This is a genomic window from Bradyrhizobium sp. Leo114 (genome assembly GCF_055229415.2).
The window spans coordinates 18,445-40,867 of record NZ_JBUYEN020000057.1 but is presented as its reverse complement, the minus strand read 5'-3'; the positions used below and the strand labels follow the sequence as shown (position 1 = coordinate 40,867).

Annotated in this window: 18 protein-coding genes and 10 pseudogenes; 18 read left to right on the top strand and 10 right to left on the bottom strand. The window is 59.2% G+C overall.

All coding sequences use genetic code 11. From position 1 onward, the window contains the following. Positions 1-103: 103 nt before the first annotated feature. Positions 104-431 (bottom strand): annotated as a pseudogene (locus ACZIRK_RS38830) (transposase); the annotation flags it as partial. Here ACZIRK_RS38830 and ACZIRK_RS38825 point away from each other — a divergent pair. Beyond that, a pseudogene (locus ACZIRK_RS38825) lies at positions 431-577 on the top strand (transposase); the annotation flags it as partial. The pseudogenes ACZIRK_RS38830 and ACZIRK_RS38825 sit on opposite strands and share 1 nt — an antisense overlap. A 185-nt stretch (positions 578-762) precedes the next feature. Here ACZIRK_RS38825 and ACZIRK_RS38820 read toward each other — a convergent pair. Both ACZIRK_RS38820 and ACZIRK_RS38815 read right to left on the bottom strand, forming a co-directional pair. Continuing rightward, a pseudogene (locus ACZIRK_RS38820) lies at positions 763-930 on the bottom strand (IS256 family transposase); the annotation flags it as partial. A gap of 8 nt (positions 931-938) precedes the next feature. Further along, positions 939-1,379: pseudogene (locus ACZIRK_RS38815) on the bottom strand (transposase); the annotation flags it as partial. 244 nt (positions 1,380-1,623) lie between these two features. On the opposite strand from ACZIRK_RS38815, the gene ACZIRK_RS38810 reads away from it, so the two are divergent. The 3 genes from ACZIRK_RS38810 to ACZIRK_RS38800 all read left to right on the top strand — a co-directional run bounded on the left by ACZIRK_RS38810 (position 1,624) and on the right by ACZIRK_RS38800 (position 3,859). Further along, positions 1,624-1,848 carry a hypothetical protein gene (locus ACZIRK_RS38810; RefSeq protein ID WP_130231354.1) on the top strand — a complete coding sequence of 75 codons (225 nt, stop codon included), beginning with the start codon at positions 1,624-1,626 and terminating at the stop codon, positions 1,846-1,848. 28 nt (positions 1,849-1,876) lie between these two features. Next, positions 1,877-3,484 (top strand): VirE2 family protein, encoded by a 1,608-nt coding sequence (locus ACZIRK_RS38805; RefSeq protein WP_474419291.1) that lies wholly within the window; start codon positions 1,877-1,879, stop codon positions 3,482-3,484. A 126-nt stretch (positions 3,485-3,610) separates the two neighbouring features. After that, complete coding sequence (locus ACZIRK_RS38800; protein ID WP_130231358.1) at positions 3,611-3,859, top strand: hypothetical protein; 249 nt, start codon at positions 3,611-3,613, stop codon at positions 3,857-3,859. Between the two features lie 22 nt (positions 3,860-3,881). On the opposite strand, the gene ACZIRK_RS38795 is transcribed toward ACZIRK_RS38800, so the two are convergent. Then, positions 3,882-4,139 (bottom strand): hypothetical protein, encoded by a 258-nt coding sequence (locus ACZIRK_RS38795; RefSeq protein WP_207231181.1) that lies wholly within the window; start codon positions 4,137-4,139, stop codon positions 3,882-3,884. 45 nt (positions 4,140-4,184) lie between these two features. Here ACZIRK_RS38795 and virD4 point away from each other — a divergent pair, with 45 nt between their 5' ends. Then, positions 4,185-6,275 carry a type IV secretion system ATPase VirD4 gene (gene virD4, locus ACZIRK_RS38790; RefSeq protein WP_130231356.1) on the top strand — a complete coding sequence of 697 codons (2,091 nt, stop codon included), beginning with the start codon at positions 4,185-4,187 and terminating at the stop codon, positions 6,273-6,275. Positions 6,276-6,340: 65 nt separating this feature from the next. Beyond that, positions 6,341-6,568: pseudogene (locus ACZIRK_RS38785) on the top strand (IS110 family transposase); the annotation flags it as partial. A gap of 384 nt (positions 6,569-6,952) precedes the next feature. Here the strand turns inward: ACZIRK_RS38785 and ACZIRK_RS38780 are convergent. Beyond that, positions 6,953-7,369: pseudogene (locus ACZIRK_RS38780) on the bottom strand (transposase); the annotation flags it as partial. A 111-nt stretch (positions 7,370-7,480) separates the two neighbouring features. On the opposite strand from ACZIRK_RS38780, the pseudogene ACZIRK_RS38775 reads away from it, so the two are divergent. From ACZIRK_RS38775 to ACZIRK_RS38760, 4 genes and pseudogenes are all read left to right on the top strand, one after another. Next, positions 7,481-7,735 (top strand): annotated as a pseudogene (locus ACZIRK_RS38775) (sigma factor-like helix-turn-helix DNA-binding protein); the annotation flags it as partial. Between the two features lie 516 nt (positions 7,736-8,251). Beyond that, positions 8,252-8,536 carry a hypothetical protein gene (locus ACZIRK_RS38770; RefSeq protein ID WP_165421627.1) on the top strand — a complete coding sequence of 95 codons (285 nt, stop codon included), beginning with the start codon at positions 8,252-8,254 and terminating at the stop codon, positions 8,534-8,536. Positions 8,537-8,676: 140 nt separating this feature from the next. After that, entirely contained in the window at positions 8,677-10,122 is a 1,446-nt protein-coding gene (locus ACZIRK_RS38765) for an IS1182 family transposase (RefSeq protein WP_474419290.1), read from the top strand. A gap of 90 nt (positions 10,123-10,212) precedes the next feature. Then, entirely contained in the window at positions 10,213-10,803 is a 591-nt protein-coding gene (locus tag ACZIRK_RS38760; protein WP_130228674.1) for a nucleotidyl transferase AbiEii/AbiGii toxin family protein, read from the top strand. A 543-nt stretch (positions 10,804-11,346) separates the two neighbouring features. Here ACZIRK_RS38760 and ACZIRK_RS38755 read toward each other — a convergent pair. Then, positions 11,347-12,117, bottom strand: a complete 771-nt coding sequence (locus tag ACZIRK_RS38755) for a DMT family transporter (RefSeq protein ID WP_283813302.1) — start codon at positions 12,115-12,117, stop codon at positions 11,347-11,349. 393 nt (positions 12,118-12,510) lie between these two features. On the opposite strand from ACZIRK_RS38755, the gene ACZIRK_RS38750 reads away from it, so the two are divergent. Then, positions 12,511-13,329: an aminotransferase-like domain-containing protein gene (locus ACZIRK_RS38750; RefSeq protein WP_130228676.1), complete on the top strand. Its 819-nt coding sequence runs from the start codon at positions 12,511-12,513 to the stop codon at positions 13,327-13,329. A 272-nt stretch (positions 13,330-13,601) separates the two neighbouring features. Here ACZIRK_RS38750 and ACZIRK_RS38745 read toward each other — a convergent pair whose 3' ends face one another. The 3 genes from ACZIRK_RS38745 to ACZIRK_RS38735 all read right to left on the bottom strand — a co-directional run bounded on the left by ACZIRK_RS38745 (position 13,602) and on the right by ACZIRK_RS38735 (position 16,603). Next, positions 13,602-14,705: a hypothetical protein gene (locus ACZIRK_RS38745; protein WP_130228677.1), complete on the bottom strand. Its 1,104-nt coding sequence runs from the start codon at positions 14,703-14,705 to the stop codon at positions 13,602-13,604. Between the two features lie 61 nt (positions 14,706-14,766). Beyond that, on the bottom strand, positions 14,767-15,879 hold the full coding sequence (locus ACZIRK_RS38740) for a nucleotidyl transferase AbiEii/AbiGii toxin family protein (RefSeq protein ID WP_130228678.1): 1,113 nt from the start codon (positions 15,877-15,879) through the stop codon (positions 14,767-14,769). Beyond that, on the bottom strand, positions 15,860-16,603 hold the full coding sequence (locus ACZIRK_RS38735) for a DUF6088 family protein (RefSeq protein WP_130228679.1): 744 nt from the start codon (positions 16,601-16,603) through the stop codon (positions 15,860-15,862). The genes ACZIRK_RS38740 and ACZIRK_RS38735 overlap by 20 nt, the downstream gene beginning before the upstream one ends. Before the next feature lie 290 nt (positions 16,604-16,893). Between ACZIRK_RS38735 and ACZIRK_RS38730 the strand changes: the two genes are divergently transcribed. The 5 genes and pseudogenes from ACZIRK_RS38730 to ACZIRK_RS38710 all read left to right on the top strand — a co-directional run bounded on the left by ACZIRK_RS38730 (position 16,894) and on the right by ACZIRK_RS38710 (position 20,446). Beyond that, the gene (locus ACZIRK_RS38730; RefSeq protein ID WP_245474955.1) at positions 16,894-17,067 is read left to right on the top strand and encodes a recombinase family protein; all 174 of its coding nucleotides are present in this window, start codon (positions 16,894-16,896) and stop codon (positions 17,065-17,067) included. 257 nt (positions 17,068-17,324) lie between these two features. Beyond that, positions 17,325-18,054 (top strand): annotated as a pseudogene (locus ACZIRK_RS38725) (class I SAM-dependent methyltransferase). A 798-nt stretch (positions 18,055-18,852) separates the two neighbouring features. Further along, a complete protein-coding gene (locus ACZIRK_RS38720) occupies positions 18,853-19,035 on the top strand; it encodes a hypothetical protein (RefSeq protein ID WP_130228681.1) in 183 nt (60 codons plus the stop codon). Positions 19,036-19,261: 226 nt separating this feature from the next. Then, on the top strand, positions 19,262-20,203 hold the full coding sequence (locus tag ACZIRK_RS38715) for a DUF3991 and toprim domain-containing protein (protein ID WP_130228687.1): 942 nt from the start codon (positions 19,262-19,264) through the stop codon (positions 20,201-20,203). A gap of 60 nt (positions 20,204-20,263) precedes the next feature. Further along, positions 20,264-20,446 (top strand): hypothetical protein, encoded by a 183-nt coding sequence (locus ACZIRK_RS38710; RefSeq protein ID WP_130228682.1) that lies wholly within the window; start codon positions 20,264-20,266, stop codon positions 20,444-20,446. A 46-nt stretch (positions 20,447-20,492) separates the two neighbouring features. On the opposite strand, the gene ACZIRK_RS38705 is transcribed toward ACZIRK_RS38710, so the two are convergent. Next, positions 20,493-20,681, bottom strand: a complete 189-nt coding sequence (locus tag ACZIRK_RS38705; RefSeq protein ID WP_130228683.1) for a hypothetical protein — start codon at positions 20,679-20,681, stop codon at positions 20,493-20,495. 731 nt (positions 20,682-21,412) lie between these two features. Here ACZIRK_RS38705 and ACZIRK_RS38700 point away from each other — a divergent pair. Further along, a pseudogene (locus ACZIRK_RS38700) lies at positions 21,413-22,013 on the top strand (DUF1419 domain-containing protein). A gap of 11 nt (positions 22,014-22,024) precedes the next feature. Continuing rightward, positions 22,025-22,418 (top strand): annotated as a pseudogene (locus ACZIRK_RS38695) (DUF3085 domain-containing protein); the annotation flags it as partial. Positions 22,419-22,423 lie beyond the last annotated feature (5 nt).

Genomic DNA, 22,423 nt, shown 5'->3' with positions numbered 1-22,423 from the left:
CGGCTGCGAGATCGGTGGCCGGGACGGAAGAATGGCCCGCAGCGCGACCGAACAAAAGAATGGACTTACGGCGACCTTTGCAATCTTCGTCTCGGCCATGAAGAAAGCGCTTGTCCATCTCATCCGTCGTCCGCAAGTGGTCCCAATGCTCGGCGGGGAATTCGTAGAAGGCCAGCAGCGTCGCGATCTTTCGTCAGGCACGCGACCGTCTTATCGTACTTCGCTCCGTATTTCTCGGCAAAGACGTCGATCGCCACTTCGGCCGAAGCTCGGTTGGGCGCCAAATAGACCTCGCGCAGATCCTTCTTCATGCTGGCCTGTACCGACACAGAGACTTTGTTCAAAATATTCGCGGTTTTGTGCACCCAGCACCGCTGATGTCGCGTGGCGGGAAAGACCTCGTCGAGCGCCTTCCAGAAGCCGAGCGCGCCTGCTGATCGGCGCGACGCCGGAAGGCAAGGAGGAACTCATCGGCTTCCAGGTCGGCGTGCGCGAGAGCGCGCAGAGCTGGCACGAACTGCTCGTCGAGGCGAAAATCCGTGGGCTGAAGATGGCCCCGGAAATCGCCGTCGGTGACGCTGGATCGCAGCGGCCGAACCGAAGGTGCGGCGGATCGCCTTCGACAACGCCTTCACCCGCCTCGATACGCCGCCTATCTCAGGCCGTCATCACCCACCTTCCCGCATAGCTCAACCTCATAGCGCTGGGCCAGATCGGCCACCGTCGCTTGCTCCCGCACAGCTTCCAGCGCGATCTTTGCCTTCAAACGGCGCCGATCCCCGTCTGGATCGTCCGCACTGGACCATGGCCGTGCCGCACGAGGCGATCGCGGCCGTCGGGAGGCTTCAAGCCCTTCATCGCGGCGAGAAACGCCTCGGCTTCCATCTCGACAGCCTGCGCAAGCAGCTGCCGAGCCCCAGATCGCAAAATATTCGTCACACCAGCATGCATTCGCTGTGGTCTTCCATGCGAGCCTGCAGGAAGACGCCGTCCGCCCACACGTATACGTACCGGCGCGCCGACAGATCGCGCTTCTGCCAACGCTCGTACTCGCTCTGCCACTCCGTCGTCAGTCTGGAAACCACCGCCGGAGAAAGATTCGGCGCATCCTTGCCCAAGAGCGCCGCCAGCGCCTCCTGGAAGTCGCCTGTCGAAATGCCTCGCAGGTACAGCACCGGCAAAAGTGCGTCCAAACTCTTCGTGCGCCGTGCCCACAACGGCAGGATCGCCGAGGTGAAGCGAATCCGATCGCCATCGCTGGTCACCGCGCCATCCCGAATCGTTACCCGGGCGACTTCGACGGCGCATCGATCTTGCGTCGTGTCTTCGTCGTCATCATGCCCTCCGTCTAGCAAACGGAGCGGCCCAGTGGATCGTCGATCTCATCGGGCTGACGCAATGGGACAATGTTGCTATGCTCGTTCATGGCGTATCGCTCTCATGTGAGGTTCTGGCAGGCTTCGACGCGCCGGCGGTGCTCACTTCAGAGTGAGCTCTAAACGAGAAGCGTTTCCGATACGAACACATTACAAATGCAGCTCGATTCAACGTTGACGCTCCAGGAGTTGAGAGGTCTATAACAAAGCGGCGACTTCTGAGCTCGATATCGAAAGGAAAGTCAACTTGCCGCTCGTAAAACGTCCATCACCTCACTCCGGGCGCGGTCAAACTGTAAGCAGCGTTCGGCCATCACGTGAACTGAGTACGCTTTTGGATATCGACGCGGACGACTACGCACCGATGGACGATCCCAAGCTATTCATGAATTCTCGTGAACGCCGGCTTATGGCGTTGCTAAAAGCTGTTAAGGCCCGCGATGAAAAGCAGAAAACGAGCATTCACCGCTGAAAGTCGAAGTTTACTGAAGGATCGCTACGTGGCTGCAGATGATGAAAACATGGTGGAGTCCGTCGATAATCCAGACGGCTCCGAGGTCGTCAATACGGGCAGCCCCTCTGTGGTCGGCGATAATCTCGACGTCACCGCTAAAAGATTGGCAGCGCTTCAACTCAGGGTAAACCGGCGCACCGATGCCGCCAAACTTCCCTCGACCGACGACCTGTTGATTGCGGTCAAGGACACCACGCTTAGAGAACACGGCCTCAGCATAGTGCTGTTAAATTCGAACGGTTTCGAAGACCCTCTTGAGAAGAACGTATACACGTTTTTTACTGGTGCGGACTTTCAGGCTCTCCCCAAGCTCGGCAACAAAACCGCCAAGCAGATGGACGAGGAGCTTATCTACATCGAGTACGCAGGCAACTACTATACGAAGAATGGACTTTGGAATGCCATTACGGCTGCCGACGGTCAAAAAACCACGATAGAATACAAAAATTCGGAGTTCAGGAAACTCACGACAGCACTTGGGCTGACCGCGGAGCGTGATAACGACCTGTTCCCAGCCGGCGAAACAAAAAAGAGAGATAATGACGGAAAGATAGTGCTTAAGGGTGGAAAACCCGAAATCGTTCCGACTTTTAAACTCGATGGCGAAGAGCAACGTTACAAGACTCCAGCCGGGTACAGGCGACGAGAGGTCGCCCATACAAATCCGCACACTAGCGGCGAGCAAGCTCCCGACATCATGCTTCGAATGAAGAGCGGAGTCATGAAAGGGTTTTCGCGCCTTCCGGACGATGGTTATCATGAGTGTACGGCTAGGAAACTAGAAGCCAGTCTCGGCGGCACCATATGGCTGAAGTCAAAACTTCATGGCTACCAAACCATCGACTTCATCGAGCGCACGCTTGGAGAGAATCAGGCCACGCACCGCTTACGCGACTATGTCGGCGAAAGCCGCGGCTATAACCAGGATACCCACAGTGCCTATGTGAAGATCGACACGACATACTTCCCGATAAAGGAAGTTGTCGACCTACTACCCGACGACGTAGCGGTGCAAGCCGTCCAGGGACCACCCTCCATGGATGCAATGGACCATCGGATTATAGTCAGAATGCCGGAGGGCAATACGTTCGTCACACCGGACTTTCTATCAAAGAAGCATCCTGAATACTTTCGGGAGGTGTGCAAAGAGCATGGCATCAACCCGCAATGGGGCACATTCAAACCAAATGCGCTTTGGAATAAGATGCTTGATAAGTACGCATCCCATGATCGCGTACTCGTGGAGGTAGATGGGACCCTTGTTGAGGGTCATTCAATTGAATTGCCGGACGGCAAATCCATAATGGATACGTACCCGCCAGAAAAGATATTCTACGCCCAGGATGGAAAGGCGAGCGGCGTAAGTTACACGAAACCCTCATTCACGTCACTTGCTCAAACTATGCAGAGGGCTGGCCAAGAGAAGAATAAGGGTGAAAAGATGGATCTTCCAAATAGCGTAACGGAACAGCTTCTGTCGCGTCAGGGCGGCGAGTCGGGCGGCACCAGCGATACGAGCAGGCCGCAGCGGCCGCCAAGCGACAGATACGACGATCGGAACGACAGAATACGCGACCATGCCCGTAGTTCGTAAACCTGACAATTGTGCGCACGCAGCCGCGCGTGTAAGTGGAGAAAGCCGGTTGTCAAAGGACAACCGGCAACGCCGTTCCACGCGGCGCTGTGCATGAGTTCGACAGCCTTCCATGGTTCCCTTTAGATCGAAAAACTTTGCAGAAGAGCCAACTCATGGTCGACATTAAAAAAAACCAATCAAGCTGAGCGAACTGGAGAGTCATATACATCTCTTACATCTCTGCTGGATCCGCAGGGAAACGAGCTGGGCAGAAACATTACGTCCCATCGAAGGCTTTGGAACAAAAGGTCGGCCACGTTCGACGAACGCACCTTCCAATTACCCGAAACCAAACATACCCTTGGCAAGTTGTACAAACGTGAAACGAAATAGGTGGGCAGCCATGCGAAGGTCGTTACAACAACAGTGTTGGGAGTAAAATTGAAGACGCGCCTGAAGGGCCCTTCAAGAGCATGAGAAAAATGCCAAGCAAATGAGGGCTGCAGAAGCAATGCAGCATAAAGCGCGGGCGAGGGACGCTGCCATAGATGCCGCGCCCGATTTCCTTGTCGGTGATGAGTGCGAAGCCAAGAGCGGCGTGGGCCCTCCCGATGTCGATGGCTGAAAAAATCGAATGCCCAATCGTGTGACGTGAAACGGCACGGCGCAGCATTGCTACTGTGACCGGGGCTAGCGATGCGTATTGTTGACTCAGGACATGAGACGATCATTGGGGTCCAGCCAGAAACTTGAAAGGCTTTCATTCGGTGCAGCTTTATCGCTGCCGCTCGGCGTATTTCTGGCGAGCGTCTATGCTAATTTCCAGGATGGCGTTACTCTCCAGGCGATCCAGAACTTTGACATCTTGGCAATTTGGTACGAGGCGCCCTTTTACCGAGGCTATGTGACGCAGGTCTTCTACCGCGGAGTGACGATTATCGGCCTCACGGCTGTCGTCGCGTCGCTTATGCTAGCCGCGATAGTGCTGAAGCCTCAGCACCATGGCACGGCCCGCTGGGCGCGCTTTGGTGAGATGAAAAAAGCTCGCTATATCGTACCCTATCACAGGATTTCCGGACCAATCTTTGGCAAGACGGTGGGTCCGGGCTGGCCGGGTCAGTATCTGAGCAATGGCGAGCAGCCGCACAGCCTGGTGGTAGCGCCGACCCGCGCCGGCAAAGGCGTCGGGATTGTTATTCCTACGCTGCTGACGTTCAACGGCTCGGTTCTGGCGCTTGACGTTAAAGGCGAACTGTTCGAGCTGACGTCGCGCGCGCGAAAAGCCCGGGGCGACCAGATCGTTAAATTCGCCCCGATGGACCCGGGAGGGCGCACCCATAGCTACAATCCAGTTCTTGACATCGTCTCTATGCCGTCGGAGCGGCAGTTTAGCGAAGCGCGCCGTCTTGCTTACAACTTGCTCACGCCGAAGGGCAAAGGGTCGGAAGGCTTTATCGATGGCGCAAGGGATCTGTTCGCCGCCGGTGTGCTCGCTTGCATCGAGCGTGGCACGCCGACGATTGGCGCCGTCTATGACCTGTTCACCTTGCCCGGAGAAAAGTACAAGCTCTTTGCCCAGTTGGCGGAGGAGTGTCAGAACCAAGAAGCGCGCCGCATCTTTGATAACATGGCAGGAAATGACACCAAGATTCTCACGTCCTACACGTCGGTCCTTGGAGATGCTGGCCTTAACCTCTGGGCGGACCCGCTAATCAAAGCGGCGACGACGCGATGCGACTTCTCGATCTACGATCTCCGCCGCGACCCGACCACAATTTATCTTTGTGTGAGCCCAAATGACCTTTTGGTCATCGCACCACTGGTTCGCCTTTTCTTTCAGCAAGTAGTGGCGGTCATGCAGCGCTCTATGCCGACCAAAGATGAGATATTTGAGGTCTTGTTCCTGCTTGACGAGTTCAAGCATCTCGGCAAGCTGGAGTCAGTGGAGACGGCCGTCACCACAATCGCGGGCTACCAGGGCCGGTTCATGTTCGTCGTACAGAGCCTCTCGGCTCTAACCGGCCTGTATGATCAGGCGGGGAGGGAGACGTTCCTCAGCAACACCGGGGTGCAGGTCTTCATGGCCGCGGCCGACGACGAGACGCCCATCTACATTTCCAAGGCGGTCGGCGACTACACGTTCCGCGCCAAGTCGAAGTCATTCACGCTAAGCCGAATGTTCGACACCAACATCCAGCTCTCGGATCAGGGAGCCAACCTGATGCGGCCGGAGCAGGTCCGCCTGATCGATGAGAACAGCGAGATCGTCCTCATCAAGGGACAGCCACCCCTGCAAATGCCCAAAGTGAAATACTACTCAGACCGCATACTAAGGCGCATCTTCGAGAGCCAGACCGGCCGACTGCCGGAGCCAAAGCCCATTACTCAGCAAGTTGCCGCATCCGCTAAGCCGTTGCAGTGCGTGCAGGAGAGAGAAGAGATCGTCTGCACAAGCGACCGCGGGTGTTTTGCCGTTAATCAAGCAGACACGTTCGCTACCGATTCCATCAATCTCGCCCACGGCGAGAACTATCTCGATGTTGTCGACAAGGATCCGGATAATCGTCGGATCGGACATGAGGTAGAAACCTCAACGTCGGAAGAGGAAGCGCAACCTGGCGCCGCCGATGAGGGGGCAATAAGGAAACGGTGCGAGCACGAGGCGGGGGACCGTGCATTCGCGGGCGCAAAGGCTCATCAGACAGGACCTGTGTTGGAGTCGGACGAAGACGAGGCGGTGGCGCGCCAGCGCGCGCTGCTCAACCGGATTATCTCACTGCAGAAGCGCCGCCGTCATAATCTGACTTGACCTTCCGCTGAGCGGCAGCCGGCGTCAGTTGGCGCGTCGGATGAGCCTCCTCCGAATTGATGGAGACCTGTAGTAGTGAGCGAACGCTGCGGCGTCTCCTCATCATCGGGGCGAGTGCGGTGGTGAAGCTGGCTCGCTGACGCGGTCCATCGCAAGGGACATGGCTGGAGTGCATGCTCGCTCGTAAGCCGCCCATGCTTGTCGCCGTCGCTCTCGCCAACAAGATGGCTCGCACCGTTTGGGCTTTGATGGTCAACGGTGGGGTCTACAAAGCTCCGGTCGCAGCGGCTTAATCGCTTAGCTTAATCGCTTAGTCCGCCCGACCAGAGGTCGTCGAGGAGGTAGGAAGGTCAAACGGAAGGTACGGCGCAACAGTCGATGGGACGGGGTCGGGAAAACCAGTACATGCCCAGGTGCTTCCAAGTACGCCGCTGTGATTTGGACCTGATCCGCGAACTCCCATACGGGCCCGCGACATATGACGGTCGCAATAAAGGCCGGACAGATGTCAGCACCCGACTACGCGCAACACCTAATCGAACGGTTCTTCTTGTCATCCACCGGGGCGTCCACAGATGGGCATGTGGTTCAACGCGGCAGCGTTGTCCACCATGTCCACAGCCTTCGCGGCCTGCATCCGTCATGTCCACAGCCTTCGCGGCCTGCATCCGTTCGCGCCAGACCGCCATCGGGGTGCGATAGCCGTGCGCCTGATGAAGGCGACGATCGTTGTAGAAGGCGATCCAGCTTGCGACCCCTGCCTTGGCCTTGCGGCCGTCGGCATAGCCTCTGAGATAGATGTCCTCATGCTTGAGCGACCGCCACAGCCGCTCGATGAAGACGTTGTCCATCCAACGACCGCGGCCATCCATGGAGATCTTGATCCCTGCACCCGCCAACGCGCCGGTGAAGGCCGCACTGGTGAACTGACTGCCCTGGTCGGTGTTGAAAATCTCCGGCGTGCCGTACTTCGCCAGCGCCTCTTCCAGCGCCGCCACGCAGAACGAGACGTCCATCGTGTTCGACAACCGCCACGCCAGAACCGCACGGCTCGCCCAGTCGATGATGGCGACGAGATTGCATGTTTCGCGGGATCGTGAGCACGGATTTCGCGGGATCGTGAGCAAGTTTTCAGCAGCGCAGCCCGCTTCGGCCGACAACTCAACCGGCTTAGGAACTGCCTCGTCAGTGAACGAGGAAGGCCGATGCCCACCCAGAGATTGTCGATGCGCCGGATCAAAGAGGTTCTCCGCTTAAAACATGTTCAAGGCTTGCCGGAGCGAGCCATTGCGCGCACCCTGGGCATCAGCAACGGCGCCGTGCACAGCTATCTGCGCCGAGCCGGGGCTGCCGGGCTGAACTGGCCGTTGCCGGCCGGAATGACCGACGAAGACCTGGAGCTGCTGCTTTTCCCTGCGCCGAAGCCTGCGTCGCAGAGCCCCCAGCGGCCCATTCCCGACCACGGCAGAGGGAATGCCCGTCAGACGCTTTGTGGCCGGCTAAGGCTCCGACGTCCGAAGGTGAGACGTCCGAGCTTTGTGATGACCCCGGATCATCATTTGCGCTGGGGATGAGACAAGAGAAGGTAAACTCGCTTGGATCGGGTCCCGAAGAGCCGAGCGGACGGGTTATGTGCTCGTTACATGGCGTCCTTGCGGGCGGCGCACCGGCGGGAGACCCGGGTCCCGGAGGCGGACGTTTCGGGGGCGGGCGGCAAATGCCAAGCTTTGCCGCCGTGATGCCCAGTGGACCTGCGTCCAGCACAGCTCGGCTTCCGTTGGTCGGGGTGGGGGGATCGAGCCGGCTGTGCCAAATTGGTGGAACAATCAGCTATTTACGCGGCTTGGGTCAGTCGGGAAACTTTAACCTACTGGTCGACCAAAGGTCGACTAAGTTGAGAAAAATCCTATATTAGTCAGATGGATTTCGTGGCGGACAGGGGACACTATATTGGCTCGGCTGAAGGTAGTTCGGCCGTGGATAAGCTTGTGTTGGCTACCGTCAACGCACCTTTCAAGCGGGATATCAGCGCGGCAATCCTTCACCAATGCATTGCGCGGGCCGAGATCAGCGAATGGCCAGTCCACGTTGCAGCGTTCTTTACCGACGTATCGCCGCGATTGGTTTTCGGCTTTGCCGCACTACACGGTATCTCCAAGTCCGAGCTCGCCGAAGCGTACGTGGTCGTGAAGACTAAGACGGGCGAGCACAACCCTGATTTGGAGAGCGAGCTTGTCCCACTGGCAGCTTCTGCTCGATAGAACAATTGTAGGCCTAGACCGCCTTCGAGCGAACGGAAAGCCCGTTCCCGATTGGGTGCTGGGGGGCGGTTGATGATCCTGGCTGTGTGAAAAGCCACGAGTCGGCTACGATTGCTCCGTTTCCTGATTGGGGGATACGGATGGGACGCTTCGTTGAAGGCGCGGACAGATCCCAGCTGACGCTGTTGCCGGAATGCCTGGAGGATTGGGTAAGCGAGGACAACGCGGTCCATGTGATCGATGCGTTCGTCGAGGCGCTCGACCTGCATGGAATGGGGTTTGAGCGCGTGATCGCGAAGGAGACGGGCCGGCCCTCCTATCATCCGGCAGTCCTTCTGAAGCTTTACATCTACGGTTATCTCAATCGGGTGCAATCCAGTCGCCGCCTGGAACGTGAGGCGTGCCGCAATATCGAGGTGATGTGGCTGATCGGCCGCCTGGTTCCCGATCACAAGACGATCGCCGATTTCCGGAAGGACAATGGCGCGGCGATCCGGAAGGTTTGTGCGAAGTTCGTTGCCCTGTGCCGGCAAATGGGCCTGTTGCAGACCCCAAGCGTCGCAATCGACGGCAGCAAGTTCAAGGCGGTGAACAACCGCGACCGCAACTTCACGCATGCCAAGATGGCGAGGCGGATGGCGCAGATCGAGGAAAGCGTCGGTCGATATCTGCGTCAACTCGATAGTGCCGATCGGCAGGAGCCATCGGAAGCGATCAGCATCAAGACGACGAGAATCAAGGAAAAGATCGCTCGGCTGCAGCAGGAGATGAGCCGCCTGGAAGTGCTTGATGCGCAGATGCGCAACACGCCGGATCAACAGATATCGCTCACCGATCCGGATGCCCGTTCGATGGCCACCAGCGGACGCGGATCGGGTGTCGTCGGCTACAATGTCCAGGTCGCGGTGGACACCGAACACCATCTGATTGTTACGCACGAGGTCATAAACGTCGGCAACGACCGTGGGCAGCTTGCTCGGATGTCGAAGCAAGCCAAAGAAGTGCTCGAAGTGGACAAGCTCGAGGCGGTCGCCGACCGTGGCTATTTCGACGGAGAGGAGATATTAGCCTGCGAAGAGGCTGGCGTTGCAGTCACCTTGCCCAAGCCCATGACGTCGAACGCCAAGGCGGAGGGCCGGTTCGGCAAACAGGACTTCGCCTACCTGCCTGATGAGGACGTCTACCGCTGCCCATCCGGCCAGCTGCTGCCCTATCACTACACCAACATCGAGCATGGAATGACGCTGCGCCGTTACTGGTCGACGGCGGCGTGCCAAGGCTGCGCGATCAAGAGCCAATGCACGCCGTCCAAGGAGCGCCGCATCACGCGCTGGGAGCATGAGCATGTGGTCGAGGAGGTCCAGAGACGGCTCGATTCCAATCCCGACGCCATGCGGACGCGGCGCGAGACGGTTGAGCATCCCTTCGGCACGATCAAAGCCCGTATGGGTGCGACGCACTTCCTGATGAAGCGCCTAAGGAATGTCGCCGCCGAGATGGCGCTGCATGTTCTCGCTTATAACCTCACACGGGTGATGAACATCGTCGGCAAACCGCGCCTGATTGCAGCCATCCGCGCCGCCTGAAGGCCGGAAAGTGCGTCCAAAAGCGCGATAACGCGTCCCTCTATCCACCTTGGCCGGCTATCGGACGTTGGAACGCGTGGCCTGCAACGATTGTCGACCACGGCCGCGTCCCGTTTGCACACAACCAAGATCCACAGCGGACACCGCCTCAGCAAGGACATCGACGCCTTCATCGACGATCCGCAATACATCGCTTTAATGTCGCCGCGCCTCGGAGGCGAAGAAGTCTGGGCATGCGAGGTCTACGACGAAGCAGCTCACTATCTCAAGCTCATCTATTCAGAGGGTGAAATCGACTTCATCGTCGCCGGGTCGGTGACCGAGCTTCCTGTCGAATCCAAAACCATCGAAGTCAGGCCGGGCACCTCGCACACGATAAAAGTAGAACATCCAGTCGAAATCGCGCTCAAGAAGCTGAACTACCGAGGGAGCATGCTCAAAATACGCGATGTCCTCGATATCGTCGTCGTCGATTCCCTTTTCCCTGATTTGCTGCGCGATAATCTCCACTACGTGGCTCACCTGAAGGCCGGAATCTCCGGCAGGCTATCCGGGATATTAGAAGAATTCCTGCGACAGCAGCTCGATGAACTCGCTATCGCCGATGAGTGGCGGCCGCTTGCGAGCACGTGTCTCCAACGCATGAAGGAAATCGCCCAAGTTATCCCGGACCCGAAATAGGAACCTCGAACACGCCGCGCTACCGGCACAAGGCGCCGATCTTCGTTATGTAATTGGAACGCATGTACCCATTCCGGATCGTTCGGCAGTCGGCATAAACACGCAGAGTAATCAAGGCTCCTCTGGCCTAGCCCGCACTCGTGGCCGCCTCCGCGGCGCACCCTACCAAATGCTTAACTGGAAGAACTCACCCTCGACCGTCAAGGAGAACGGACACACCGACTATAACGGTATGCGGCCGTTCAAAAGCGCGGTTTGAATTCACTGCTGGGGCCGAAATGGCGCACCGCACCGGGGCGATGATGAGAACTACGTTTACGCTATAGCCCTCCAAAATGACGCCTGAAAATCTATCTTAACCGACTGAAATAACGATATTATTCAAGATAATTGGTTGCAGAGCCTCCTGGGGACCGGTTTGGGGATCAGGTTCTGCAGATCTAATCCAGAAGGTTTTGCCGCGCCTACATCGCGCTAGGTGCGGCTATTCAAATCTCTCGACTGAATGGCTACCTTGACCGCGAACTCAATCAGCTTCGGCTTTTACGAAGCGGCGTGTGGCTCCGTCTTCACGACGCGGATCGAGTTGTACTGACTGGCAAGCACCTGATAGTCGACGATCAGCTTTCTCGCCAAAAGATAGGTCAGTGCCGGATTCATCCGCCTCGGTTCCCATCCATCGCGCTGAGCGACCTGCCCGGTATCAATCGGCATCGACGGATCATTGACGAGGTCAGCCGCGATCCGCAGTGCGTCCTCCTCGGGCGACCATTCCATGAAGTGTTTGTCGAACGTGGCCGCTTCCGGTCCGGCAACTGACGCACCACCGACCAAGAGCGCCAAGAACCCTGCATAGGTGATGATGAGCGCACCAACCTCAGAAATTGTTGGCCATCGTCTCAAAATCAGGATGGAAAATACCATCACGAAACTTGGATAGCTGTACGTTATGAGGCGACTGGTTCCTGCCGAAAGAAACTCCAGACTCCAAAAGTCCAAATAGCTTGACACGTAAAACCCGGAAAATCCCATCAGGACCAGGAGTGACTTTTCTCTTATTGTGAGAGCGGCAGGACTCGTTTGTTGCATCTGACGCCCGGAAACAAGCAGAAGCACTAAGGCGATCGGCCAACAATACGCCATTCGCATTGCCAGGATCGTGATCGGGTCTTGAAGCTCGACATAAGCCAGCTTCACGAGCACAGGCCGGACCGAAATGCACGCGATCGCAGCGAGGCCCAGACCTGTACCAACGAAATCCCGTCTCGTGACAAAGTCTAGCGTAAGCCAATTTTTCAGGGACGCGCTAATCATCATTCTCGACTGATACCGGAGACTGCACCGCCGAGCTTTAACATATACAATCGTGGATTGCACTTTCGGACGTCGTCGACCTTGCCCGAAATTTTTTCGCCCTACGCAGCAAAAAAACTTATGCGGACTGGGCGTGTCGGGTGTGCCTTTATTTGAACTGATAGCGCGCGCCGTCGAATCGCTCGCGACGCGCAGCAACGCTCTCCTGGCAAAAGAAGTCGCAACCTCCGCCAACACCTCGCCTGAATCTCTGGCTATTTGGGCGTCGCGCGCGGAATTCGGAGCGGGACACACCAGGTCTTCATCACCAGCGGGTACCGACAGTCTTTGAGCCTGCTCCTGAATGCACTGGTCCCTTCCGATAGCTCGATTTGAATCGAGGATCCCGGATATTTGCCGACATCTGCAATAGTTGAACAGCTTCGAATGCGGGCTGTCCCTGTTGCTGTGGACTCCGAAGGAATCAGCGTCGACGATGGTTATCAAAGTGCCTTTCACGCCCGGATGGCTGTCACAACTCCCACCAAGCAGAGCCCACTTGGTGTTTGCATGTCATTACGCAGGAGAACTGCACTGATCGATTGGGCAAGGGAGGCGGGTGCCTGGATCGTGGAAGACGACTATGACAACGAGTTTTGCTTTGAAGGCAAGCACCTGCCAACCTTGCACAATTTGGACGCCTATGGCCGCACGTTTTATCTTGGCACGTTCAGTAAGACACTCCACCCGAGTTTGAGGGTCGCCTATATCGTGTGCCCAGATGAGGCCGTCGCCCCCCTGAGGCGAGCCGCAAAGTCTCTGCTGGACGGGATTTCGCTATTGCAGCAGAAGGTCTTGACAGCCTTCATCGCTGAGGGTCATTTCGCCCTTCATCTGAAGAGATCGCGCAGTATCTGCGCAGCCCGGAGTAAAATGGTGATCGATGCGCTGACCGCTCAGCTCGGCCATCGAATCTCCGTCTGTCGAAAGAGCTGCGGTCTCCAGATCTTCGCCACGATCGATGGACCGTCTACAGACGTCGCAATTTGCGAGCTCGCCGGCCAGAAGGGCTTAAGCGTATCGAGCCTCTCATCGCGGTATGTCAGCGCTGAACCCAAGCAAGGCCTGCTTCTAGGTTATGCGAACTTCGCCACCGAGGTACAAGTATCGCGCTCCGTCGACTCGCTTCGCGAATGCCTGGACTATTTCGCTCAGGCTCGTGCCGAACCCTAACAGACGGCAAGACCCCCTTCACGCGATTGGTCTACATCCCATTGCTGCCGAGATCGGCGTGACAATGCTATCAATGAGGTGCTAACGAATTGGGGAGCTCGTTGGAAGGCAGTGTGCGGTCAGCTCCGGACCGAAACCTCACGCCGCTTGGCTCCTAGACGAGGGTTCCGGCGGGTGTCAAGGATTTCGCATCTTCACCAACGGAGATCGATGAGCCTCGCTCGGTCGTGTCCGGTCCGCCAAGATGAACTTGATTCGGAGAACATGTCGCGTCAGAATCCGTAAGATCGTTCGGCCCAGCGCAGCAGCACGCGCGCATCATCCCGATCGGGCAAGACCACGCGCTGGTCACGCAGGCCCTTGGCGATCGCTTGACCAACCTCTGGCTCAACCCGACTACCATGGGTCATCAAGAAGAACCAACCAAATGGGACGCCGACCTCACGGTCGATGGCTTCAACGCGATCCATCAGAATATGAACCGAGGCGTCGCCAGCGATGAGCCTCTCTTCCGGCAGATGCAGCGGGCGCGGCACGAAACCGACCTCGCGCGTGCCTTTGTCGTCGTAGTCGTAAATGTCGAGCGCCCAGTGCGCGTAGACCCGCTCGGCCGAAGCGCTTGATTGTTCCCAATCCTGGAAGAAGCGATTCTCCCGTGGCACGTACTCGAACCAGTCCGGCACCAGTTCCAGGAACGGCGTCTCGGTCGTGCCCTGCCGCGTCACTTCCCGCACTACACGGCGCTCCATCTCCGGCCGCTGCGCCTCGCGCTTCTCGCGCTCGAGGCGGGCACGCCGCGTCAGGAAGCTCCGGACATGGACGACGCTGCTGCCCGCGCGCCCAAGCATCCGATAGAGCGGACCGGCGATTACCTTGTCGTCGGACATATCTTGGTGTGTGATCCATGATGGATCGAGTAATTCGCCCTTGCCCCAAGGGCGGTACGTCGGATTGACGATCGGCCCGGCGCGCCATTCGACTTCCCGGCCGAGACGGATTTGCACATAGTCCGCCGCGCCCGGTCCAGTCGGCGCGAAGGCGTACACGCTGTTGCCGTGCCATTCCGAAATCTGAAGGTCGCTCTCGCGCAATCGAGTCCAAAGGGCGCCAATGTCGCCGTTGTCCTTGGCAAGCTCGGCCTCCATCCACGGCCGGTATTCTGCAATCCGTGTCCCGTCGGCAGCGATCACCGAGCGCGTGTCCCGCCAATACTGGTCGTCGGTGTCCGTCGTCGAAAACGGAAATCCCGGAAATGCCTCTGTGAGCGCCGCCGCCAGCGCCGCTTCGTCAGCTCCGGTCGGAAGACGTGCGAGGACCGCCTCGATCGAGGCGGGATCGGGCAGTCGCACTGGGTCGTTCTCTGGAACTTCACTCATGCCTTGATCCTATCATTGTGCCCCGCCGAGTGCTGTGCGTTTTTCTCGGCACAACCTCCTTCTATGCATTGGGAGGTCCGCCTGGTGCAGTGTTCAGGTGCAGCTCGAGGGCCTCGATGCTCGCCATGACGTCCGCAAAGGTGGGCGGCGTGCCGAAAATCATCGCCGACATCCGTTCATAGTCGGCGGCGAGCTTGGCCCGCATGTCTGCAGTCGGGACGAGGCGATAGCTGCCCGGCACGGCGCGATCGTAGCGGTGATCCGGCGCCCGAAACATAAGCTCCTTGTGCTGCCGGCAGGCTTCCGCAAGATCGCGCATTGACGCCGTGGCCACGCCATAGTCCGGGTGGCTCCAGATTTGGTGTACGTCGTAATAGTGGCGCGAGTAGCGATTGAGATTGGGCACCGGACGGTCGGGCTTTCCTTCCGCGCTTCGCTTCTCGATCATTTCGGTCATTGCGTGCAGGATCAGCACCTTCTCCCAGAAGGTCCGCTCGGGCTTGACCGTTGTCACGCTGCTCACCGTGAGGTCCATTCCCTCTCGCATTTCCGAAGCGATGTAGGGCACGATCTCGCGAGGCTCGGCCGGCTCAGGATCAGGACGCGCACCCCCTTCGATGCGGACCGCCGCCTGCACATACGCGTCGCCCCTGTCGAAAACGCTCTTGTAGCCGACCACTAAAATGTCGAGCGCTTCCTTGTTGCGATACGTGTCGAAGCCGAAGCCGAGTGAGAAGTGTCCCACCTGGTCGGCCGCTTCCTCGACGGCTGCGATCTCCTTCGTTAGCTCGTCCTTGAGCGGACCCGAGATGTATAGTCGCGCGGCCTCGTCGACTTTATCGGCGAGCGCGCGCTGCTGCTGATTCACGGACGAGAGGGCGGCGATCTCGGCTTCCAGCGGGACGTGCAAATCGGCCTTATAGATGCCGATGTCGATATCCTCGGAGAAGCGATGGATCAGTCCATACGCCTTGCTGAGGCTTGTACCGCCCTTGAAATAAAGACCGATGGGATCATCACCCCGCCGATTGAACAGGAAGTCGAGCACCCAGCAAACATAGAGATCCTTCTCGATGTTATGCGCCTCTGTCTCCAGATAAGCGGCAACCGTCGAGAAGATTGTGCGACGATCGTCGACGCTCGAGCGCAGGATTTCAATGAACGTTTTCTGCATGGCCGTCTTTTGCGCCCTCAGGATTCGGGTCGCCGTCGCTGTGACTCTCCGCGAAGAGCTTACGTGCAATCGTTTCGATCAGCGGGTACATCCACGCCGGGACCGCTTGGACGTTGTCGCGTAGATCTTGTACGAGTTTTTCCCGGTTCGGATCGCGCGACAGATGCCGGACGATTCCGTTCACCGCCGCATCGAGGCTCGTTCGCTCATCCCGATACCATGTCAGTGCCTGGACCACGCGCATGGCGGGACGGCCCGCCCAGAATGCGGTCTTGGCCGAAATGCGCTTGAAGTCGAGCTTGTAGATGACCGGCTTGGTCGCCTGCGGATCACCGGCGCTCGCCTCGATCTCGATCGTCCGCGGATAGGTATCGGCATAGATCGTCGACTGCGCCGGAACGGCCGTCGTCAAGCCGAGGTCGTTCGCGGCCGTCATGCCGTCGACCAGCACGCGGAGCTTGTCGCGCCGTGCAATGGCATCAATGAAAGATGCACGTGGCGGAAACACCATCTTTCCGGTTAGCTTGCCGGTTCCCGGCTTGTCATAGAGACCGCGATACGGCCGGCGGATGTCGCCCCGCAGGGTCAGCCGCTGCAGCGCCTTCTCGACAGCGTTCGGCGTTCCGATGTCGAGAAAATCGGCGCGCGACCACACACCAGCCGGCGCCGCCTGGGCGATCCGGTCATGGATGCGATCGAGAGTGTCGGACGTGGGGTCGGGCATCGGCCACCAAGAGCTGTCCGAACATTATATATAAAATATGGTCAGTAGCAAGCCGGAACAGCTACTGACCAGAATATATATTTAAACGTTGGTCAGACCTCATTTTTCTCCCCGGTTGCGAAAGGACCGAATTGACGTCAAATCTATCTGATTGGCCATGCCCGCATGTCGAAGGCAGACGAGCGATCGAATGCGGCACAGGCTCGCGCGCTCAACGCCGCAGGGTGCAAGCGGCTATTCGAAGAGGCTCCCAGTGGGGCCGATGGGGGACACCGGCCAAACTTCAGGAAATGATCGGCCAGCTCCGCGACGGCGATGTCGTCGTGGCCTGGAAGCTCGACCCGCTGTCACGCAGCTTAAAGGGAGAAGATCGAAGCGGCGGGTGCGGGATTGCGATCGACACCAACACGCCGGCTGGCCGCATGTTGACGCAGACAAGCACTGGCATGACTTGGCTCGAATGACCGCAACGATAGAACACGGTCATTGAGGGTGAGAAGCGGCGCAGTGTTGACAGGCATCGCGCGGCATCAAATAATGCCAGCATGTTTACGGATACGCATATTGTTGCTCGGGTCGCTGGCATCCCAACGGGCGGGATGCAGGGAAGCCGATCACGTTAGCATAAACGTATCGCATACCCGCAGCTTTGCCTTGTCTCAGACGGACGGGGCTTTTTTATGCGTGTGCCTCGTCCATCGGTACTACGATGGAGTGAACAATGGCACAGAACATCTACGACAACCCCGAATTCTTCGCCGGCTACAGCCAGCTTCCGCGGCAGGTCCATGGTCTCGCCGGAGCACCAGAATGGCCCGCTATCCGCGCCATGCTGCCCGATCTGAAGGACAAGCGCATCATTGACATGGGTTGTGGCTTCGGCTGGTTTGCCCGCTGGACACGAGAGTATGGTGCCCAGTCGGTGGTCGGACTGGACATATCCGAAAAGATGATCGTGCGGGCAAAGGCGGACACCCCCGACTCTGCGATCAAGTACAGAGTTGCGGATCTGGAGGTGCTTGAACTGCCCCTGGCTTCATTCGACTTCGCCTATAGCGCTTTGACCTTCCACTATATCGAGGATTTCGACCGGCTGGTGCGCATGGTGCATCGGTCTCTCACGCCGGGGCTCGCACTTCGTGTTCACGATCGAGCATCCGATCTACATGGCCGCCATGCATCCGTGCTGGTGGAACGACGAGGACGGACGCAAGACATGGCCGGTGAACCGCTATGCCATGGAAGGTGAACGCCGTACCAACTGGTTCACCGACGGCGTTCTCAAATATCATCGGACGATCGGGACGACGCTGAACACATTGATCGCGGCCGGATTTACGATCCGCCATATGGTGGAATTCGCTCCGACGGCAGAGCAGATCAACGATAATCCGGGACTGGCGGAGGAGTTGGAGCGGCCCATGATGCTGCTGATGTCCGCACAACGATGATCCGGCGTGCAATCGCGGGACGAACTGCGGTGAAACGGTGTCTGCCAAGGACCACGTCTGTTCGGCCGGCATGGCAAGACCTGCATTGGCCTGTTCTACGGTCTCACCGTCGCGGCTTGATCGATTGGAGGCTGGCAGGTGGGAATGTCGATGCCTTACGCCATCGGCCCATCGCGACTTTCGCGGGCTTGTGGAGGAATGTCTCCTATCCGGGCGCAAGCGAAGTATTCTGGGCGGCCCCTCCCTGTCGGTCGGTCACGCTCTACCCGCAAGCATTCGCTTGCGACCGGAGCCGCGAAGCGTCTCCGCCCTTCGGGTGACGATCGTTGCCGCTTACGGCTTCTGTCTGGTCCGCGCTTCTGTCCGAAAGTCGGCCCGAAGAGCACACGCAACACGATGACTGATCCAGGCGTTCGTCGAGGACGAGACTCGGCACCGAACGGATGTCCGCGGCGAGGACTGATTGAACGGCAGTGCCAATATCACTTGCCGCCGCGAATGCATTTCTCGCTTTGACGTCATCCGTGACGCGGGACCAACAGCCGAGGGCGACGCCATGAATCAGCAGCCGGGAAAAGATCGCGCAGGAGGGCGCCAATCACTGCGCAGGCCGCGACCCCGCTCTCTATGGATGGCTTTCCTGGTCCTCCGCCCGGCCTTCCACGATCAACCCTCAAGGGGTCGGCTATGGGAGCATGCCGCCGCTGCGCCTTCGGCTTCGCGGTGATCGCGGCCGGTTGAGGACACTGAGGGACGCCATCGAGCGGGGATCGGCCTCGCTTACGATGGAGCCCTCAAATGTCGCACGATCTTTCCCTGGCCCAGTCCAACGCCTTCGAGCTCGCCCGCACCCTGATGGTCCCGATCACGCTCTTCAAGGTCGATGGCGCATACGGCGTGATGCCGAGCGACGAACTCGACGATGCCGATGTCACTGTTGTGCACGAATACGATCCACACGAGGTCAGCCCGGCTCATTGAGCCGGGTTTTACCCTTGTGTGCCGCTGGCGAGCGGGCGGCCGCAAGGGAGGCTGCGCCGCTGCCGGCCGACGCGATGATGCCGGGTGGCCCGCATAATTCATCAATTGCCAGCCGCGCCCTTGCCCCCTTCGCTCTTCGCGGCAGGGGCGAGTGGTCCCGCAAGCTGCGGGAGATAAGAAATTCAAGCGGGAAAGGTCCGGCGCGGCAGTGCGCCGGGAAGTGGAGATGGAAAAAAAGGATATCGAAGAGCTGAAAAATCGCGTGCCCTGCGCCGCCGTGCTCGAGAAGGCCGGCTTTATGATCGATCTGAAGGAAAGCACACGCAAAGCAGTCAAATATCGCCGCGGCGGCCACATCATCATCGTGATCCATCTGGGGAGGGGCTGGTTCGACGCGTTATCCGACGCCAGAGGCGACGTCTTCTCGCTGGTGGAGCATCTCGATGGCATCGCGTTTCCCGAGGCGCTGCAGCGAGTGTCCGACCTGGTCGGCTTTGTGCCGGCGGAGCCCGTCTGGACGCGAGAATCCCGCGCGCACGATGCGGCTGCTGCTGCTGCTGATCGCTGGCGCGCGCGGAGCAAGCCTTGGCCAGGTTCTATGACCTGGCGCTATCTGCGCGACGAGCGTGCAATCCCGGAAGCCGTCATCCGCGCTGCGGTCCGGCATGACCGGTTGCGTGAAGGCCCTCACGGCAGCATGTGGGCGGCGCATCTCGACATTGACGGCGTGGTCACAGGCTGGGAGGAGCGCGGTCCGCAATGGCGCGGCTTCGCCAGCGGCGGCGGCAAGGTGCTGTTTCGTTTAGGACCGGCGAACGCGGCCCGGCTCTGCATCACCGAGGCCGCGATCGACGCCATGAGCTTGGCGGCGATCGAAGACCAGCGGCCTGATACTCTTTATCTGAGCACCGGCGGCGGCTGGGCGCCGGCCACGGTCGCCGCCATTCGAGCGCTGAGCGCGCAGCCGGGCGCACGGCTCGTCGCGGCGACCGATAACAATCGGCAGGGAGAGGTTTATGCCAATCGGCTCGTGGCCATCGCGCAGGAGGTGGGCTGCGACTATGAGCGGCTGCGGCCCGCGCCGGAGGACTGGAATGAACAGCTGCATCCGAGCAGCAAGAGGAAGAAGCAGGGGGACGAGAAAGAAAACCCGGCTGCCGCATGCTAGGGTGAGCGCTTCGCGCTGTTAAAGAACCAGGCCCGGCGTTGGGCGGTGCGGAGGAGACGAATGACCTTCAGTAAACATCAGTTCAGGGTCGAGCTGCGGCGGTTGATCGAAAAGCACATCAGCTCGTCGAGCACGTTCGAAGACTACGTCCTGATCACTGGAGAGCTGGAAGAGGCGAAGGATAGGCTCGACCTCGAGTCCGAGAAGTTCCCGGACGAGGAGGTCGACGCCTGCGAATTGTAGCGAGCATTTCGCGCTGATCTTCAGCCACTCCCCCGCCGCCGTGGGCTCAGCGCTGGTGGCCGAGCCCGATGCCGAGCTGATGCGCCTTGGCCCGAAGCGCCGGCACCGTGCGCTTCATTTGCTTCGAGATCTTGGCGATAGGCGTCCTGGCCTTCGAGTGTGCCTTGAGCGCCTTCAGATCATCCTTGGTGTATTCCCGCCGGATGACTGGCCTCTTCTTTTTGGAGTTTGGCATAGAATCCCTGATGAGAATGGGCGAAAGAGCGGCCCCGGTCGAAGTGTCTGAGCTTTGGCCGAGGCCGCCACCCGCCGACATATCATGCGGGCTGGTAATGACCAGCCTACGTCTCACGTTCCGCAAACGTGGCCTGCAAATTGCTGCATTGACAATCACGGATTCGCCTCGGGCGCTTCGCGCCGAGTGTGAGCTGATAGGGGAGCTGAACGTCGTCTTGAACTGAGAACTTTTCAGGCAAGAACTTCGACGCCTGATCGACCGGCATTTCGGCCCATCGAGCCAGAAGCTACGTCGAGATAATCCAGGAGAGCACGGAAGGCGGCTGAGCGCCGGCGGCGGTCGCCGCCATTCGAGCGCTGAGCGCGCGGCCGGTCGCACGGTGGTCGCCGACCGACAACAATCGGCAGGGGAGGTCTATGCCGAGCGGCTCGCGGCCGTCGCGCAGGAAGTCAGCTGCGACTACGAGCGGCTACGGCCTGCCGCAGAGGATTGGAACGAACAGCTACATCCCGGCAGCAAGATGAAGATCGAGAGGAGGGAAAGGAAAGCCCGGCTGCCGCATGCCCGCCGGCCGCGTCAAGGGTGAAGCTTCGCCCGCGTGCCGCGGCCCTTGACCCGGCCGGTCGGTGAGGTGGCCGCGGAGGAGGGGTCAGGAAGGGCTGAAGACGATGGCGGAATCGGAATGATGAGCCGCGCTTCAGCCCGACGAGGCTGAAAGGAGCCCGCTCATGACCCTCTCTCCGATCCGCAAGGTTTATCAGGAGATCGCCGACCGCCGGCAGATGTTCCGCATGTTCGATCGCCACGCGCAGCGGCCGAACCGCTCCGAGAATGACGACAGCGTTCTCTATCGCGGCGAGTGGTTCGAGATCGGTCAGGCCGACCACGACCATATGTTCGAGATCCTGCCGCCGCTCTGGATGCGCGCCGACATGTTCGCGATGCGCGAATTCATGACTGGCGGTCACAAGCGTCTTCTTCTCGCTTTTGGTCGACGGCCGCAAGCGGTTCTTCCATGGCTATTGCGATCTCTCGGATCGCGGCTCGCCGGAGCGCATGAAGCAGGCGATCATCGAGCGTGAATCGCGACCCGTGAAAGCGATGACGCGGGAAGAGCGGCTCGAGCACATCTGGTCGAGCACGCATGATGATTATCGCGGCTATGCCGGAGAACGCTGGGCCGAGCATCTGCGCGGCGAGCGCACGGTGCTGGTCTACGGCGGCCAGCGCGGCACGGTGCTGAAGCTGCTCGACCAGCTGACTGGCGCAGAGATCGCCGTGAAACTGCCGGTGCATCTGCGCTACCTGCCTGACGCGATCGCGGCGTGAGGGAGGTGGTAATGTTCACATTCCCCATCCCCGCCGTCCGCACGGTCATCGAGCGCGGAAAATCCGACGCCGCCGCCAATGGCGGGTTCCGCAATCCCTATTACGGCCAAAAGCCTGGGGAGGGCGAGAAGCCCGGTCTTTGGTGTCGGTGACAACGGCGTCTACATCATGTCGAACGGCAAGCTCAGCGATGGCGCTCGCCCGCTTGTGGTCTATTCCGAGGAATGCCATCCGGTCGGCAATCCGGACTGGTTCGACTACAAGCGCCGCCATTTCGGCGGCGATGACGGCATCGAGTTCATCGAAGCCGAGCGGCTCATCCCTCTCGTCAATCGTGATTTTCGCTACACGCATCTGCGGGTGCAGCTGAGCGAGACCGACGTCTCGCTGTCGCTCATCGTGCGCGAGCG

Coding starts and splice junctions, on each gene's coding strand:
- virD4 (WP_130231356.1), top strand. CDS start 4,185: ATGAGACGATCATTGGGGTCCAGCCAGAAACTTGAAAGGCTTTCATTC.
- ACZIRK_RS38755 (WP_283813302.1), bottom strand. CDS start 12,117: ATGATTAGCGCGTCCCTGAAAAATTGGCTTACGCTAGACTTTGTCACG.
- ACZIRK_RS38740 (WP_130228678.1), bottom strand. CDS start 15,879: ATGCAGAAAACGTTCATTGAAATCCTGCGCTCGAGCGTCGACGATCGT.
- ACZIRK_RS38745 (WP_130228677.1), bottom strand. CDS start 14,705: ATGAGTGAAGTTCCAGAGAACGACCCAGTGCGACTGCCCGATCCCGCC.
- ACZIRK_RS38715 (WP_130228687.1), top strand. CDS start 19,262: ATGGAAAAAAAGGATATCGAAGAGCTGAAAAATCGCGTGCCCTGCGCC.
- ACZIRK_RS38720 (WP_130228681.1), top strand. CDS start 18,853: ATGTCGCACGATCTTTCCCTGGCCCAGTCCAACGCCTTCGAGCTCGCC.
- ACZIRK_RS38705 (WP_130228683.1), bottom strand. CDS start 20,681: ATGCCAAACTCCAAAAAGAAGAGGCCAGTCATCCGGCGGGAATACACC.
- ACZIRK_RS38710 (WP_130228682.1), top strand. CDS start 20,264: ATGACCTTCAGTAAACATCAGTTCAGGGTCGAGCTGCGGCGGTTGATC.
- ACZIRK_RS38765 (WP_474419290.1), top strand. CDS start 8,677: ATGGGACGCTTCGTTGAAGGCGCGGACAGATCCCAGCTGACGCTGTTG.
- ACZIRK_RS38795 (WP_207231181.1), bottom strand. CDS start 4,139: ATGCTGCGCCGTGCCGTTTCACGTCACACGATTGGGCATTCGATTTTT.
- ACZIRK_RS38735 (WP_130228679.1), bottom strand. CDS start 16,603: ATGCCCGACCCCACGTCCGACACTCTCGATCGCATCCATGACCGGATC.
- ACZIRK_RS38730 (WP_245474955.1), top strand. CDS start 16,894: ATGATCGGCCAGCTCCGCGACGGCGATGTCGTCGTGGCCTGGAAGCTC.